A 13027-nucleotide genomic window follows, 5' to 3' on the forward strand; every position below is an offset into this window, starting at 1 on the left:
GCGTCGTGGTGACCGTTGTACCGCGCATGACACAAGTTGCAGTTGCAGCGTCCTACGGCGGACCGGACGCCATCGAGATCGTCGAACGTGAGCTGCCCGAACCATCCGAAGGCGAAGTTCTGGTCGAGGTCAAGGCAATCGGCGTCAACCCCTTCGATTACAAGAGCTACAGCGGTGCATTCGGCACCGACGCGTCGAAGCTTCCGATAGCGTTGGGCAGTGAGGCGTCGGGCATCGTGGTTGCTGTCGGCGGAGCCGTCGAGGGCCCGGGCGGGACTATCGCCGTCGGCGACGCGGTGGTCGTGTCCGGCCAGAACGGTACGTACGCCGAGCGGATTCTGGTTCCCGCGCGGTTCGTGCTTTCGAAGCCGGAAGCCTTGGACTGGAAAATTGCCGCGGGTGTACTGGCCGTGGCTGGAACTGCTTACGACGCACTGGAATCCGTCGGTATCAAGAGCGGAGACACTGTTCTCGTGCACGGCGCGGCAGGCGGCGTCGGGTCCGTGGTGGCTCAGCTCGCTCTGGAGCGCGGCGCCACCGTCATCGGGACTGCGCGCCGACAGAACCACGATGCACTCCGGGCCTACGGTGCCGAGCCCGTCGAATACGGCGACGGACTGATCGACCGTGTACGAGCAGCCGCACCCAATGGGGTCGATGCGGCAATCGACACGGTGGGTACCGACGAGGCCGTCGACGTGTCTCTCGAATTACTCACGGACAGATCGAGATTGGTGAGCACTGCAGCCTTCGGGCGGGCCTCGGCGGACGGGTTTCTCACCGTTGGTGGGCCGGCGAGCATGGAGCGTCGACGCCTCGCATCACCGGTGCTGCTGGAGCAGGCAGGGGCAGGCGTGTTCGAGGTGACGGTTGCCAAGACGTTCCCGCTCGCCGACGCGGCGAAGGCGCATGCTGAATTGCAGTCGACGCACCCACGCGGAAAGTTCGTTCTGATTCCCTGACGTGTCCGGGCGCAACTTCACACCTGTTTTCCCGACCGATCACCCCGACTCAGGTCTGAGTGGGGGTGATCGGTCGGTACCAGGGGTGTGAGGTCTCGGCAGGCCGGCACCTGGCTTTCGAATCAGCGTGATCGCAAGGGGTGCACAATCATGTCGTGGTGCCTAGCGTCACGTGCATGAACTGGCTGAAAGAGCGACTGGCGGCGATCATCGATCACCTCGGGTCGCAGCCTGCGTGCACCCACGCTGCCGTCGACTTCGGCATCCGCGGCTGACTACCCGCGTAAGGTAAGCGTTGAATTGAAGTAGACGCTTACTGCAGACTGGCGTCATGACCGTTCACAGACCTGCCGCCGAGTTGGCGGCCGAGATTGTCAACGCCTGGAAGTCTCACACTCTGGACCATGATTGGGTCGCTGCGTTGCTGGTGCGGGAATCGCTGCCCATAAGACATCGTGGGGTCGCCGGAGCTGCTGCAATCGCGCATGCCCACGCGGTCCTCGAACGGTGTGCCCGCGAAATCTCGCCGGTGTTCGAGGCCGAGACTCCGACGTCAGCCGCCGAGCGGCTCAACGACGTGTTGGCATCGGTCGATGTTCGTGTCACCGTATCGATTTCGCACGACTTCGCTCCGCACCTGCACTACGACGATGCGACGACGGGAATCGCCGAACGATTGCGGACCAACTGTCTGGTCGCGCTCGCGACCGTGTTGGCCGACCCGTCCGGTGCACTGCGGTTGGGAGTGTGCGACTCGTGCGAACGTGCATTCGTGGACTTCAGTCGCTCTGCGCGCCAACGCTTCTGCACTCGCCGGTGCGCTACTCGTACTCATGTGCGTCAGCATCGACGAAAGGTGTCGTGAACACGGCAATCCTCCGCTCGGCATTGCGACTGGCAGGACTGGCCGGCTTGGCCCTGCTCGCGGAGCCGCTGAGCGGTCTCGCCGACACTGCAGCGGCCGGGTACCTAGGAGTGTCCGAGCAGAGTGCGCTTGCCCTCGGGGCCGGTGTGGTGACCACGACGACGTGGCTGCTCACTCCGTTGATGTTTGCGCAGACGACCCAGATTGCGCGGTTCCGGGTAGCAGGAGACCGAGCGGGGCTACAGGCGGCTGTACGAAGATCGGCCGCTCTCGCGGCGGTGTGGGGCCTCGTGCTCGCCTGCGGCGTCACGCTGTTCGCGTTGTCGACCGTCGCCGAGGGTGATGCCCGCGCCTACCTGCTGGTGCGGGCCGCAGGGTTGCCGGTGTCGGCAGTGGTACTCGCCGGCTACGGCGCGCTTCGCGGGGCCGGGCACGTCTCCGACGTCACCGCACTTGCGTTGGGCGGGGCGGTGATACACGTGGGAATCGTCGTTGTCTCTGTCTCGATGGATCTCGGGATCCCGGGCGTCGGTGCCGCATCGGGTCTGGCGCAGTTGGCCGTTGCTGCGGTCGGATGGCGGATGTTGGCACGCCGCGGATTGTGGTTGCGAACGGCGTCATCCGGCAGCGGACGGGATCGATGGCAATCTTCTGTTGCCGCAGCGGGTTTGCTCGCGGTACGTTCGGGGCTTCTCGGCGCCGCGACGCTGGCGATGACTGCAGCCGCAGTGCGATCCTCGGCGGTGGACGCGGCCGCGCATCTGGTGGTGTATCAGGTGTGGTTGCTGGTGGTGCTGGCCGTCGAAGGGTGGAAGTCTGCGGCTCAGATTCTGGTGTCGTCGTCTCGATCGGACGCGGAGCGGGCGGCGGTGGAGAGGACCGTGCTGATCGGATCTATCGGGCTCGGAAGTGGCTCGGCAGCAGTTGTTTTCGCAATCGGTCCACTGACGATGCAGATGCTCGCGGCATCGGGGGAGGTCGAGTCCGCGGCACGAACGATCTGGTGGCTGTCGGCTCTGAGCTTCATCGTCGGTGCGGTTGCGTTCACCCGTGACGGAGTCGAATTCGGTCGAGGTACGTTCGGGGTGAATCTGATTCGTATCGGGCTCGGCACTTGCATCACCGTGGTCGGTGCTGGTGCATCGTGGTCGACGGGCGATCTGAGGTGGATGTGGATCGGGTTGCCAGTGGGTCTGCTGGTGCGAGCGTTGTGGCCCTATCGCTCACGCCGCGGGCCGGGGCACGCAAGCACGATCAGCGGTAGTAGAAATCCCACCACGTCAGCACTCGGGCTGCGATCAATGTCAGCCACTTCGAGCGTTCGCCCTCTGGTGCGTCGATATCGAACCACACCTGACCTGGATGTGGACGACCCTGCAACCACGTTCCATCGCTCTGGCGGGCGGCCCTGACGACTCCTATTGCCTCCTCCATGCGGGGATCCGGCGCCGTCCCATCGAGCAGGGAGGCCTGCCGAAAGTAGTCGGCGGCATCGAGGGCGCTGTAGGTCCAACGGGATGGGTGGAAGAATTGATCCACCCATGGCCCGACGTGCTTGCCCGTGGACAGGGTGTACAGAAGTTTTCGCCTCAGCAAGTATTCTTCACCGGTTTGCCGGGCAGCTCGAGTCTCGTCGGTGCCGCCGAAGGCTATGTCGTACTGCAGCAATCCTTTCAACGAGTTCAGTGTCGAGTGAAACGAGGAGCGGGTGGATCCCTCGACCCACTCACAGTTCCATCCACCGTCCGGTAGCTGGTGTTCGAGAAACCATTGAACGATGCCCTCGACGTCTGCACCCAGCCACGCCCCGTTGGCGACCGTCCACGCATTGATGCAGCAGTCCACCTCTCCGCCCCAGTAAGGAAGGTTGTCGTACTCCCAGCGACTGTTCTCGTCGAGCAACTCGACCGTGCGGCGCGCGCTCGCAGGACAGCGGGGTCGAGACCCCACTCGCGCAGCGAATTCAGCGACCAAGTGGTCGCAGTCCAGGGTTGCCCCGGAGCCGCAGAACTATCGAAATCCGCAGGGAAGAATGCGCCGCCGGCCCATTGCCCGTCCGGATCCTGCAGCGCAAGAAGCCTTGCACCGAAACCTTCGGTGGCAACTCGGGCGCGAGTTGCTTCCCAAACTCCGGACGGTTCGTCCAAGAGATCGCGCTCCACCTGCCAACGCAGCGCTGGATCCGAGTCGACTAGCCAATCGCGCAGGGAAACGGCCACCATGACGAGGCAGCCTATCGTCGTTCGGCCATTCGTCACGGTGTTTACCTGCGTACGACGACCTCGCTACCGCGAACTGGCACTCGGAATCTCGCCTGAGTCCCGATTCCATTCCGGAACGCCTGGGGCACTGGCCGATCGATGGGCCGAACTGGTGCGGCACCGGGTGGTCGACGGATTCGACGTCAACCCCTATCACTTGGGTGATGCCATCGAGTCGGGTCGAGGGACGAGCTCGGTCAGCTCAACTCTGCGCGCGACCATTCGTTCACGAACTCCAGGCCACTGCGCACGAAGAGCTGGGTCACCGGGCAACGGCGCGCGACCTCGGAGACGAACTTGTCGAAGGTCTCCTCGTCGGCGTCGGTCTGAACCGTGGCCTCGACCTTCACGGCGTCGAAGTTCGCATTTCCTTCGTCACCGTTGACCAGTACCGCAGTGTCGAGATCGCCCTGGATGCGAAACGTGAACTCGCCGAGGGTGATTCCCAGATCCTTGGCGACGAGGGCCGCTGTCACCTGGTTGCACGAGGTCAGCGCGCCGAGCGCGTAGAACAACGGGCTGGGTGCCTCGTCCTTGCCGCCGAATGCGGGATAGGCATCGGTGTCGAACTGGTGGCCTGCATCGCCCTCGGCGACGAGGTGCTGGGCGACCCCGGTACCACTGGCATTGATCACGAAGGGAACGACGGACGTTCGGATAGAGCTAGTTGTCATGAAGTCTGACGATGGCCCCCTGTCGAACGAAACGGAATGGTTCGGCTCATCGTGATTCGAACTCGGCACGAGCACGGAGCTGTCCGGGACGCGCGTCGACGATGGAAGCTAACGATCGGGTCTCGACTCGAGTGAGGTACAGCTCTGCACGATCTACGATGTCCTCATGACTGCCGATCCGACTACGCCCGCACCGTCGACCAGCTCGGCGAACTGGAAGAGGCGGGGCATCCTCGTCGGAGGCGGCATCGTTGTGTTGTTGATCGCCTACTTCGTCCTGGCGGCGTTTCTTCCGCGCTGGTGGAGTCTTCGGGTCGAAGAACTGGCCGACCGTACGTTCACCAAGGGCATTCTGTGGGGTCTGTTGTTCGGCATCGTCTGCACGTTCGCGCCGCTGGTGTTTTTCTGGAGCGCCTGGTCGGTCCGCAAGGGTAGGGCGGGCAAGCCATTGGCCGTCGTATCTGTGATCCTGGCTGTCGTTACCGCCATCCCGAACCTGTTGACGCTCACGATCGTCCTCGGCACCAGCAACGCGGCCCATGCTGGTGAACGCACCCTCGACACCAGCGCGCCGGGCTTCCGCGGCGCGACAGCACTCGGTGCAGTGATCGCCGTGGTTCTGGTTGCTCTGCTCGTGTTCGTGGTGGTTCGGCGAAACCGTCGGCGCAGAACTGCTGCTCTGCCGCAGTAACGGTCAGGCGCTACGCAATACCGTCGGCTCGGTGATGACGCGTATTCCCGGTTCCGGATCGAAGCGGTATCCGGTTCCTCTGACTGTGGTGATCAGTCGACCGAACTGGCCGAGTTTGGTTCGAACCCGCGACAGGTGGACGTCGACGCTGCGTCCGCCGTCGGATGTGTTGAGTTCGGATCTCGCAACGACGACGCGTGGATGCCGCGCCAAATACGCGAAAATCTCGAACTCGGTATGACTGAGTCGAACGCTCTTGCCGCCGAGGATCACGTCGCGGGCGGGGATGTCGATGACCAGGGGAGCGTTCAGATCGTTGACCCGCACATCGAATCGCGTGAGGATCTTCGCATGCGGCGCATAGCTTTTGGCGGCGATGCGGAGAGCGTCGGCGAGCGCGTGCAACTGCGGTCGGGTCAATCCTTGCAGGGATGATGTGCCGGAATCGGAGATGTGGACAACGACGGTGGCTTCGGTGGTCATGGCGGGAGGCTCCTGAGACAAGGGTGTGCTGCGGATACCGGGCGGTTGGTCAGCGTGGGCAGCAACAGTTCTTGTTCACCGTCACAGGGTGATCGACGGCGGGCTCGGGCACCAGGGATCTGCTCACCGTGATCGGAACAGTTGACCGGTGATCGTCGACGTGTTGCGATCGGTTGTGACCGATGTATGCCGACCCCGCGCCGTTCTGTTCACCCGTGCCGTCGACTGGGATCATCCCGACGCCGAAACCCTTCGCGCAGCGATGGCCGCCGAGGTGGGTCCCCGTTACGCAGACCGCCTCGCTCTGATGTCGAAGACCCAGGCCAACGCCGTCGACGAGAGCACTGTGCACCGGACGTTCGTCGTGTATCTCCGTGACTCGGAAGGTGTGGAGTATCCCGTCGGACACGCAGCGCTGCGCTGGAACGGCTCCGACCTCGAGCTCAAGCGGATGTTCGTTCATCCCGACCATCGCGGCACGGGAGTGTCGGCTGCCCTGCTGCAGGCGTCGGAGAGTGCCGCCCGTGAACAGGGCCTGTCGCGATTGATACTGCAGACCGGGGACAGGCAGCCCGACGCAGTTCGGCTGTACGAGAAGAGCGGTTACACCCGAATCCCGGTGTTTCCTCCCTACGAGGTCCTGCCGTTCTCGAACACCTTCGAGAAGCGCCTGTAGTCAGGCCCGCATGGTCATGATCTCGGCACCGTCGTCGGTGATGACCACCGTGTGCTCGCTGTGCGCAGTGCGGCATCCCGTCGTACTGCGCAGAGTCCAGCCGTCGTCATCGGTGACGAGTTCATCGGTGTCTTCCATGATCCAGGGCTCCAGTGCCAGCATCAGGCCGGGGCGAAGGCCGTAGCCGCGGCCCGGCCGCCCGTTGTTGGACACATGTGGGTCCTGATGCATCGTGGACCCGATGCCGTGGCCGCCGAATTGCATGTTGATCGGGTAGCCCGCCGCGCCGAGGACCGCGCCGATGGCATGCGAGATGTCGCCTATCTTGTTTCCCGGCCGAGCCGCAGCAATTCCTGCGGCCAGAGCCCGCTCGGTGGCGTCGATCATGGCGGTGTCTTCTTTTCGCGGCTCGCCGACTACGAAGCTGATGGCAGAGTCCGCGGCCACGCCGCCGAGGACCACGGCGAGATCGAGAGTCAGCAGATCGCCGTCGACCAACGCGTAGTCATGCGGAAGGCCATGCAGCACAGCATCGTTGACGGAGGTGCAGATGTAGTGGCCGAACGGACCGCGGCCGAAGGACGGCGCATAGTCGACATAGCAGGACGTTGCCCCGGCCCCGAGGATGATGTCTTTGGTCCACTCGTCGATCTCGAGCAGGTTGGTGCCGACGGTGGCACGCTGGCGGACGGTCCCGAGAATCTCGGCGACCAGAGCGCCGGATTTGCGTGCGAGGGGGATCTTGCTGGGTGGGAGAATCTCGATCATGTGATGCCTTTCGTCGTGTGACGAATAACTATACCGGTATAAGTATTGGTGTCAGAACTATCGGTGCGTTGCCCGTCGACCGTTCGTGCGACTCTATTTGCTGTGTCCGCTCATCCCCTCGACGACCCCGTCCGCAATTCCCTCGACGGCGCGCTCTCGCGCTTTGCTGTCAGTCGCGGACGGGTCATGCGGGCGGATCCCGACGTGTCGCCGTTCCTCGTGCACCCTGACGTTCTCGATCCGCAGGACTGGGACGACATCGAGGCCCTGTTCGGTCCGCGAACCGTGGTGGCGCTGAACGGGCCGGAACGCGCACTGCCCGAGGGGTGGTCGCACGTTGAGACCTTCGGTTTGGTGCAGCTGATCGGCACGCACCTCGAGACGCAGCCTTTCGCTGAGGCCGTGGAGCTCACGGCAGCAGACGTCCCCGAGATGCTCGATCTGGTCCGCCGTACCGAGCCCGGGCCGTTCCTGCCCCGGACCATCGAGCTCGGCACGTACCTCGGAGTTCGACGCGACGGTGCGCTGATCGCGATGGCCGGTGAGCGCATGCACCCGCCGGGGTGGACGGAAATCAGCGCGGTGTGCACCGACCCGGCATTCCGAGGGCAGGGTTTGGCCACGGACCTGGTGCGCGCGGTCGGTCACGGTATCCGCGCCCGTGGCGAGGAGCCGTTCCTGCACGTATCGGCTGCGAACGTGCGCGCCATCGACCTCTACCTGTCCATCGGATTCGAGCTACGGCGGACATCGCACCTCACGTTGGTCCGAACACCCGCACCGAACACGGGGCATGCCGACTGAGGAGCGCACACCTAGAAGGGCGGTTCGTCTGTGTCGTCGGCAGCTGCTTCTGGTTCGTCGGTTTCGGGTGGGTCGGGGTAGGCGATGATGCCGGATCGTTTGGGTTTGGTAGGGATGTGTGGCCTCAGGTCGTTGCCGAGGATGGGTACGGCTGTGCCGTTGGCGGGCAGGGTGATTCGGGTGGTCTTCGAGGTGGAGGTCCATAGGATGGCGCCGCCGGGGAGCATGACGGCTTTCCAGTAGCCGGCGGTTTTGACGGTGTGGTGGTATTCGCAGAGGCATTGGAGGTTGTTGACGGTGGTCCAGCCGCCGCCGAGGGGGTTGGTGTGGTCGAAGGGGATCACGTGGTCGAGTTGGCAGCGGTCGGCGGGGCGGTGGCAGCCGGGGAAGCGGCAGTGTCGGTCGCGGAGTCGGACTGCGGCGGTGGTGAGGGCGTCGGGTCGGTAGATCAGGGCGCGGTCGGTCAGTGGGTCGCGTGCGACGGATTTTCCGAGGGTGGGGTCGGCGGCGATGGCGGCTTCGAGTGCCGCGGCGAGGGATGCGTTGCTGAGGTAGATGCCTGCCAGAGTGTGGTTTGTGGGTGTGCGGTGTGCTGTGTGGATCGTCCGGTTGTTGCGGTGAATCGCGGAGGGCAGGTCGAGGGCAGAGCTGTGCCGTGTGCCCTTGCCGACGGGTGTGTGGGTGCAGAACAGGGCTGCAGCTGAGGTCAGTGATCCCAGGCGACACTGGTGTCGGTTGGTGGCAGCGGCGGCCGCGTCTGTTCCTGGTGCCGGGCCTTGGGCTGACGTCGAACCGGATGTGGCGGAGTCGGATGGTGTTGTGGAAGAGCGTGACTCCGAAGAGTTCGGTGCGATATCGGGTGCCGGCGATGTCTGTTCCGCAGGTGATCGTGAAGCTGACGCGGGTTCGGGCGATGCAGCTGCATCAGCACCGGTGGCTGACGGTGCCTCCGCCCGCGGGTCGGTCACCGGTGCCGAAGCGGGTGTCGCTGCGTGTTTCCGGACAGGATCGGTTGCGTCTGGGTCCGGAGTTGTCGGCGGGTCGGTCACAGGTACGGGTGTGGACTCGTCGTTCTGCTCGGTCTCGTCGACCTCGTCTGCGGGTGACTCCGGTGCCTCCCCTGCCTCGGGTGCCGGTGCCGAGGTGTTCCCCGGTGCACGCGCAGGAGCGGGTGCAGGTGCAGGTGAATTGTCCGAGGTCGGTTCGGTCGAGGAATCAGCCTCCCTACCTGAATCCGTGGCCGACCCCATTCCTCCATCAGCATGAGCAGTCGTAGCGGTATCGGTAGCCGAGTCCGCGTCTCTGTCGGCGTCCGCATCGGCAGCCGCGTCTACGTCTACGTCTGCGCGCGCGTCGGCGTCTGTTCCCGTCTCGGGTCCTGTTGCTGCCCCTGCCTTCTCGCTGTGTAGGCGTCGTTCCCATTCCCCGGTTGCCGGGTTCTGCACGGCCAGCCCGAGTTTCTCGGCGAGGGTGACTGCGTCGGTGAGCAGGATCTGCCACTGACTGTTGCGCGCCAACTCCCGCGCGAGATCGGGGTCGATGGAACCGTGCCCGGCCAGGTACGCCGGGTTCGCGATTAGTGCGATGAGGGTGGCGATGTCGACGGTGATCATCGTCAACGGCACCCGGCGATCCGGCAGCTTTGCATCTGTTTTAGGGCAGTTCTCTCGTTGGCACAGGCATGTCAGGCGGGGTTCTCCGTGCATGCGGGCCATGAATGCATCGCACAGGCGTTCTTTCTTACCGCGGGGGTCTTTCGGGCAGAGCGTGTCGGCCATCTCTTCGAGGAGCTGCCATGCGGCGGCGGCTTCGGGTGCTGTCAGCTCTGCTCGGATGCGGGCCAGTTCCCCGGCGGGGCTGTAGGTGACGGTGCGGAATCTCTTCGCGAATTCCCGTAGTGCTGCTGCTTCTTCCGGGGCGACCCGCAGCAGGATGTCCCAGATCTCCTTCTCCAGCGGACCCGGTGACGACCGGCGGGCAGCCTCGACGATCTCATCCTCGACCAATGTGACGATCTCGTCGGAGAGGTTGTCGAGGATCCGGCACACCGTCCGTACGCGAGGGAGGTCGAGCTCCCCGGCCTCGAACGCGGTCTTCACCAACGGAAGCCGGGTATGCAAAGCAACGCCGACGGACACATACGATTCGGCGACGGTGGCAGAACAACCCAACGCGACGGCCATTTCGGTGCGTCCGTATCGGCTGTAGTGCTTGTGCTTGACATCGAGTGTGATCCAGTCGCAGTGCACGGTATAGCAGGCGTTGATCTTACGGGCCGCCTGACGATTTTCTGCCTGTGCGGCAGCAGTCAACGCCTCCAACGACACGATCGGTACAGCCATCCCTTTTCACCCCCCGGTGACCCGAAACAAGAACGCATGTTCGAACAAAACGAACTCTATCGGTGGACACCGACAAGTTCTGAAATCTGCCGTTGCGAACCTGTCCCCGCGAGACGTATCGTTACCTGTGCGAATGAATGTGGGCGTCATCTACGACGACGGACTGATCCTTCTCGACCAGTTCGGCGTCACGCTGCGGTACTACTACTTTCCCGTCGCCACGAAGAAGTTCGTTCCGTACGACCGGATTCGCGCCGTCGACACCGCCGTTCTCGGTAACTGGAACGGTCGGTGGCGATTGTGGGGAGCGCCATGGATCGATCAGTGGCTTCCGCTGGACGTGATGCGCCCCAAGAAGGACACTGCAGTGGTGCTGACTATCCGCCGCATCTCGCCGGTTTTCACCCCCGACGATCCTGAACTCGTCGCCCATCTGATTCGCGAGCGCATGACCGCACGCGCGTGACGCGCCCCGACGAGCGGTTCACGCTCGCCAGCGAACGCACCTTTCTCGCGTGGCTGCGGACCTCGCTCGGGCTACTCGCAGGGGGAATCGCGATCGTCCACCTCGTTCCGGATTTCAGTACCGGATGGGTGCGGACGGCACTCGGTCTGGTTCTGATCGGACTCGCCGCCGCGGCACCGGTCATCGGCCTGCGGCGGTGGATGCGTGTTCGCGATGCCCTGGAGAACGGTGCACCGATGCCGCAGTCTCGAGACCTGTGGATCTTCGCGGTCGGCATAGCAGTTGTCGCGGTATTGGCTGCAGTGGTCACCGTTCTGGGGATCCAGTAGCAGCAGGAGTGGAGCCTGCGGAACGACCCGCGAGGCGGAGTGGAGCCTGCGGAACGACCCTTGGGGTAAGCCGCAACCACCGCGGGTGCACAATCGAAGAACTAGGAAGACCAACGACAGGAGTTCGGCGTGGCGCAGGGTCTCAAGCTTGGATACAAGGCATCGGCGGAGCAGTTCGGGCCGCGTGAGTTGGTCGAGCTCGGTGTTCTCGCCGAGCAGCACGGTATGGACTCCGCGACGGTCAGCGACCATTTTCAGCCGTGGCGGCACGAGGGCGGGCATGCGCCGTTCTCGCTCGCCTGGATGACTGCCGTCGGTGAGCGGACGAACACGATTCAGCTCGGTACCTCGGTGCTCACGCCGACGTTCCGCTACAACCCGTCGGTCATCGCCCAGGCATTCGCGACGATGGGCTGCCTGTATCCCGGACGCATCATGCTGGGTGTGGGTACCGGTGAGGCCCTCAATGAGATCGCCACCGGATTCACCGGCGAATGGCCCGAGTTCAAGGAGCGTTTCGCTCGGCTGCGTGAGTCGGTACGGCTGATGCGCGAGCTGTGGCTCGGCGATCGCGTCGACTTCGAGGGCGAGTACTTCACGACCAAGGGCGCGTCGATCTACGACGTCCCCGAGGGCGGCATCCCGGTGTACATCGCGGCCGGCGGACCCGTCGTCGCGCGGTATGCAGGACGCGCGGGCGACGGTTTCATCTGCACCTCGGGCAAGGGCATGGAGCTCTACACCGACAAGCTGCTTCCGGCCGTGGAAGAGGGCGCGGGCAAGGCCGAGCGCGACGCCGGTGAGATCGACAAGATGATCGAGATCAAGATCAGCTACGACACCGATCCCGAACTGGCGCTGGAGAACTGCCGCTTCTGGGCACCGTTGTCGCTGACGCCCGAGCAGAAGCATTCGATCGACGACCCGATCGAGATGGAGAAGGCCGCAGACGAACTGCCGATCGAGCAGGTTGCCAAGCGGTGGATCGTGGCATCGGACCCGGACGAGGCCGTGGAGAAGGTCAAGCAGTACACCGACGCCGGCCTGAACCACTTGGTGTTCCACGCTCCGGGTCACGATCAGAAGCGGTTCTTGGAACTCTTCGAGAAGGACCTCGCGCCGCGCCTGCGCAAGCTCGGTTAGTTACGAGGAACCACCGAGATCGGCCGTGAGTGCGAACAGTCGCATGTCGCGGTCGGTCCGGGTCTCGTACTCGCCGTACACCTCGACCATCGCGTCGAACTGTCGGTAGATGCGGGCCTTCTCCTCGCCGGTGATTCGGGTGGCCGTCACCGGAATCTTCTTGCCGCCGATGGCCACCACGGCCTTCGGATCGGCGAGGAGGTTGGACGTCCATGCCGGGTGATGTTGCTGACCGAAATTGGAGCCCACGACATAGATCTTGTCGGCCTCCCGGTAGTACAGCAGCGGGCTCGTCCTCGGCTTGCCGGATTTGCGGCCGGTGGTGGTCAGCAACACCACCGGTGCCGCGATGGGGCCGAGGACGGTGAACCGGCCGTCGGATTTGGTCAACAACCAGCGGTCGACGCCCGCAAGGTTCCTGATCACCCAGGAACCGGGCTTGGTCGACGCGAACTTGACGGCGGGATTGCGGATGAACGAGGTCTCGCTGCCCCAGCGAACATCCGGAAACGGTGATTCGGCCATGGTTCATGGGACAACCCGACTGCACCCGGTGTCAACAC

At 64.1% G+C, this 13027-nt stretch carries 14 protein-coding genes; 9 read left to right on the forward strand and 5 right to left on the reverse strand.

The window, feature by feature from the left end; genetic code table 11:
- The first annotated feature begins 26 nt into the window (after window positions 1-26).
- The 3 genes from QM797_RS22435 (at window position 27) to QM797_RS22445 (ending at window position 3239) form a co-directional block, all read left to right on the forward strand.
- Complete coding sequence (locus tag QM797_RS22435; RefSeq protein WP_283277875.1) at window positions 27-962, forward strand: NADP-dependent oxidoreductase; 936 nt, start codon at window positions 27-29, stop codon at window positions 960-962.
- A gap of 331 nt (window positions 963-1293) precedes the next feature.
- Entirely contained in the window at window positions 1294-1827 is a 534-nt protein-coding gene (locus tag QM797_RS22440) for a CGNR zinc finger domain-containing protein (RefSeq protein WP_283277876.1), read from the forward strand.
- Window positions 1824-3239 carry an MATE family efflux transporter gene (locus QM797_RS22445; protein ID WP_283277877.1) on the forward strand — a complete coding sequence of 472 codons (1416 nt, stop codon included), beginning with the start codon at window positions 1824-1826 and terminating at the stop codon, window positions 3237-3239. Before QM797_RS22440 ends, QM797_RS22445 begins: the two co-directional genes overlap by 4 nt.
- Before the next feature lie 1046 nt (window positions 3240-4285).
- Here the strand turns inward: QM797_RS22445 and QM797_RS22450 are convergent.
- Window positions 4286-4762, reverse strand: coding sequence for an OsmC family protein (locus QM797_RS22450; protein ID WP_283277878.1), 477 nt, complete (start codon window positions 4760-4762; stop codon window positions 4286-4288).
- A 166-nt stretch (window positions 4763-4928) separates the two neighbouring features.
- On the opposite strand from QM797_RS22450, the gene QM797_RS22455 reads away from it, so the two are divergent.
- Window positions 4929-5453 carry a permease gene (locus tag QM797_RS22455; RefSeq protein ID WP_283277879.1) on the forward strand — a complete coding sequence of 175 codons (525 nt, stop codon included), beginning with the start codon at window positions 4929-4931 and terminating at the stop codon, window positions 5451-5453.
- A 3-nt stretch (window positions 5454-5456) separates the two neighbouring features.
- On the opposite strand, the gene QM797_RS22460 is transcribed toward QM797_RS22455, so the two are convergent.
- A complete protein-coding gene (locus QM797_RS22460; RefSeq protein ID WP_283277880.1) occupies window positions 5457-5936 on the reverse strand; it encodes a winged helix-turn-helix domain-containing protein in 480 nt (159 codons plus the stop codon).
- A gap of 262 nt (window positions 5937-6198) precedes the next feature.
- On the opposite strand from QM797_RS22460, the gene QM797_RS22465 reads away from it, so the two are divergent.
- Window positions 6199-6612, forward strand: coding sequence for a GNAT family N-acetyltransferase (locus QM797_RS22465; protein ID WP_283277930.1), 414 nt, complete (start codon window positions 6199-6201; stop codon window positions 6610-6612).
- Here the strand turns inward: QM797_RS22465 and map are convergent, their stop codons facing one another.
- The gene (map, locus tag QM797_RS22470; RefSeq protein WP_283277881.1) at window positions 6613-7380 is read right to left on the reverse strand and encodes a type I methionyl aminopeptidase; all 768 of its coding nucleotides are present in this window, start codon (window positions 7378-7380) and stop codon (window positions 6613-6615) included.
- Window positions 7381-7482: 102 nt separating this feature from the next.
- On the opposite strand from map, the gene QM797_RS22475 reads away from it, so the two are divergent.
- The gene (locus tag QM797_RS22475) at window positions 7483-8184 is read left to right on the forward strand and encodes a GNAT family N-acetyltransferase (RefSeq protein WP_283277882.1); all 702 of its coding nucleotides are present in this window, start codon (window positions 7483-7485) and stop codon (window positions 8182-8184) included.
- An 11-nt stretch (window positions 8185-8195) separates the two neighbouring features.
- Here the strand turns inward: QM797_RS22475 and QM797_RS22480 are convergent, their stop codons facing one another.
- Window positions 8196-10526: an HNH endonuclease gene (locus QM797_RS22480; RefSeq protein WP_283277883.1), complete on the reverse strand. Its 2331-nt coding sequence runs from the start codon at window positions 10524-10526 to the stop codon at window positions 8196-8198.
- A gap of 133 nt (window positions 10527-10659) precedes the next feature.
- Between QM797_RS22480 and QM797_RS22485 the strand changes: the two genes are divergently transcribed.
- The 3 genes from QM797_RS22485 (at window position 10660) to fgd (ending at window position 12464) form a co-directional block, all read left to right on the forward strand.
- Entirely contained in the window at window positions 10660-10992 is a 333-nt protein-coding gene (locus QM797_RS22485) for a hypothetical protein (RefSeq protein WP_283277884.1), read from the forward strand.
- Complete coding sequence (locus QM797_RS22490; RefSeq protein ID WP_283277885.1) at window positions 10989-11321, forward strand: YidH family protein; 333 nt, start codon at window positions 10989-10991, stop codon at window positions 11319-11321. Before QM797_RS22485 ends, QM797_RS22490 begins: the two co-directional genes overlap by 4 nt.
- Before the next feature lie 129 nt (window positions 11322-11450).
- Window positions 11451-12464 carry a glucose-6-phosphate dehydrogenase (coenzyme-F420) gene (gene fgd / locus QM797_RS22495; RefSeq protein ID WP_094617648.1) on the forward strand — a complete coding sequence of 338 codons (1014 nt, stop codon included), beginning with the start codon at window positions 11451-11453 and terminating at the stop codon, window positions 12462-12464.
- Here fgd and QM797_RS22500 read toward each other — a convergent pair whose 3' ends face one another.
- Window positions 12465-12989, reverse strand: coding sequence for a nitroreductase/quinone reductase family protein (locus QM797_RS22500; RefSeq protein ID WP_283277886.1), 525 nt, complete (start codon window positions 12987-12989; stop codon window positions 12465-12467).
- Window positions 12990-13027 lie beyond the last annotated feature (38 nt).

The organism is Rhodococcus sp. IEGM 1381, from assembly GCF_030056795.1.
Taxonomy (GTDB): domain Bacteria; phylum Actinomycetota; class Actinomycetes; order Mycobacteriales; family Mycobacteriaceae; genus Rhodococcoides.

What these genes read in the sequence shown, in the direction of transcription:
- map (WP_283277881.1), bottom strand. Translation starts at nt 7,380, where the DNA reads ATGATCGAGATTCTCCCACCCAGCAAGATCCCCCTCGCACGCAAATCC.
- QM797_RS22500 (WP_283277886.1), bottom strand. Translation starts at nt 12,989, where the DNA reads ATGGCCGAATCACCGTTTCCGGATGTTCGCTGGGGCAGCGAGACCTCG.
- QM797_RS22435 (WP_283277875.1), top strand. Translation starts at nt 27, where the DNA reads ATGACACAAGTTGCAGTTGCAGCGTCCTACGGCGGACCGGACGCCATC.
- QM797_RS22465 (WP_283277930.1), top strand. Translation starts at nt 6,199, where the DNA reads ATGGCCGCCGAGGTGGGTCCCCGTTACGCAGACCGCCTCGCTCTGATG.
- QM797_RS22450 (WP_283277878.1), bottom strand. Translation starts at nt 4,762, where the DNA reads ATGACAACTAGCTCTATCCGAACGTCCGTCGTTCCCTTCGTGATCAAT.
- QM797_RS22480 (WP_283277883.1), bottom strand. Translation starts at nt 10,526, where the DNA reads ATGGCTGTACCGATCGTGTCGTTGGAGGCGTTGACTGCTGCCGCACAG.
- QM797_RS22485 (WP_283277884.1), top strand. Translation starts at nt 10,660, where the DNA reads ATGAATGTGGGCGTCATCTACGACGACGGACTGATCCTTCTCGACCAG.
- QM797_RS22460 (WP_283277880.1), bottom strand. Translation starts at nt 5,936, where the DNA reads ATGACCACCGAAGCCACCGTCGTTGTCCACATCTCCGATTCCGGCACA.
- QM797_RS22440 (WP_283277876.1), top strand. Translation starts at nt 1,294, where the DNA reads ATGACCGTTCACAGACCTGCCGCCGAGTTGGCGGCCGAGATTGTCAAC.
- QM797_RS22455 (WP_283277879.1), top strand. Translation starts at nt 4,929, where the DNA reads ATGACTGCCGATCCGACTACGCCCGCACCGTCGACCAGCTCGGCGAAC.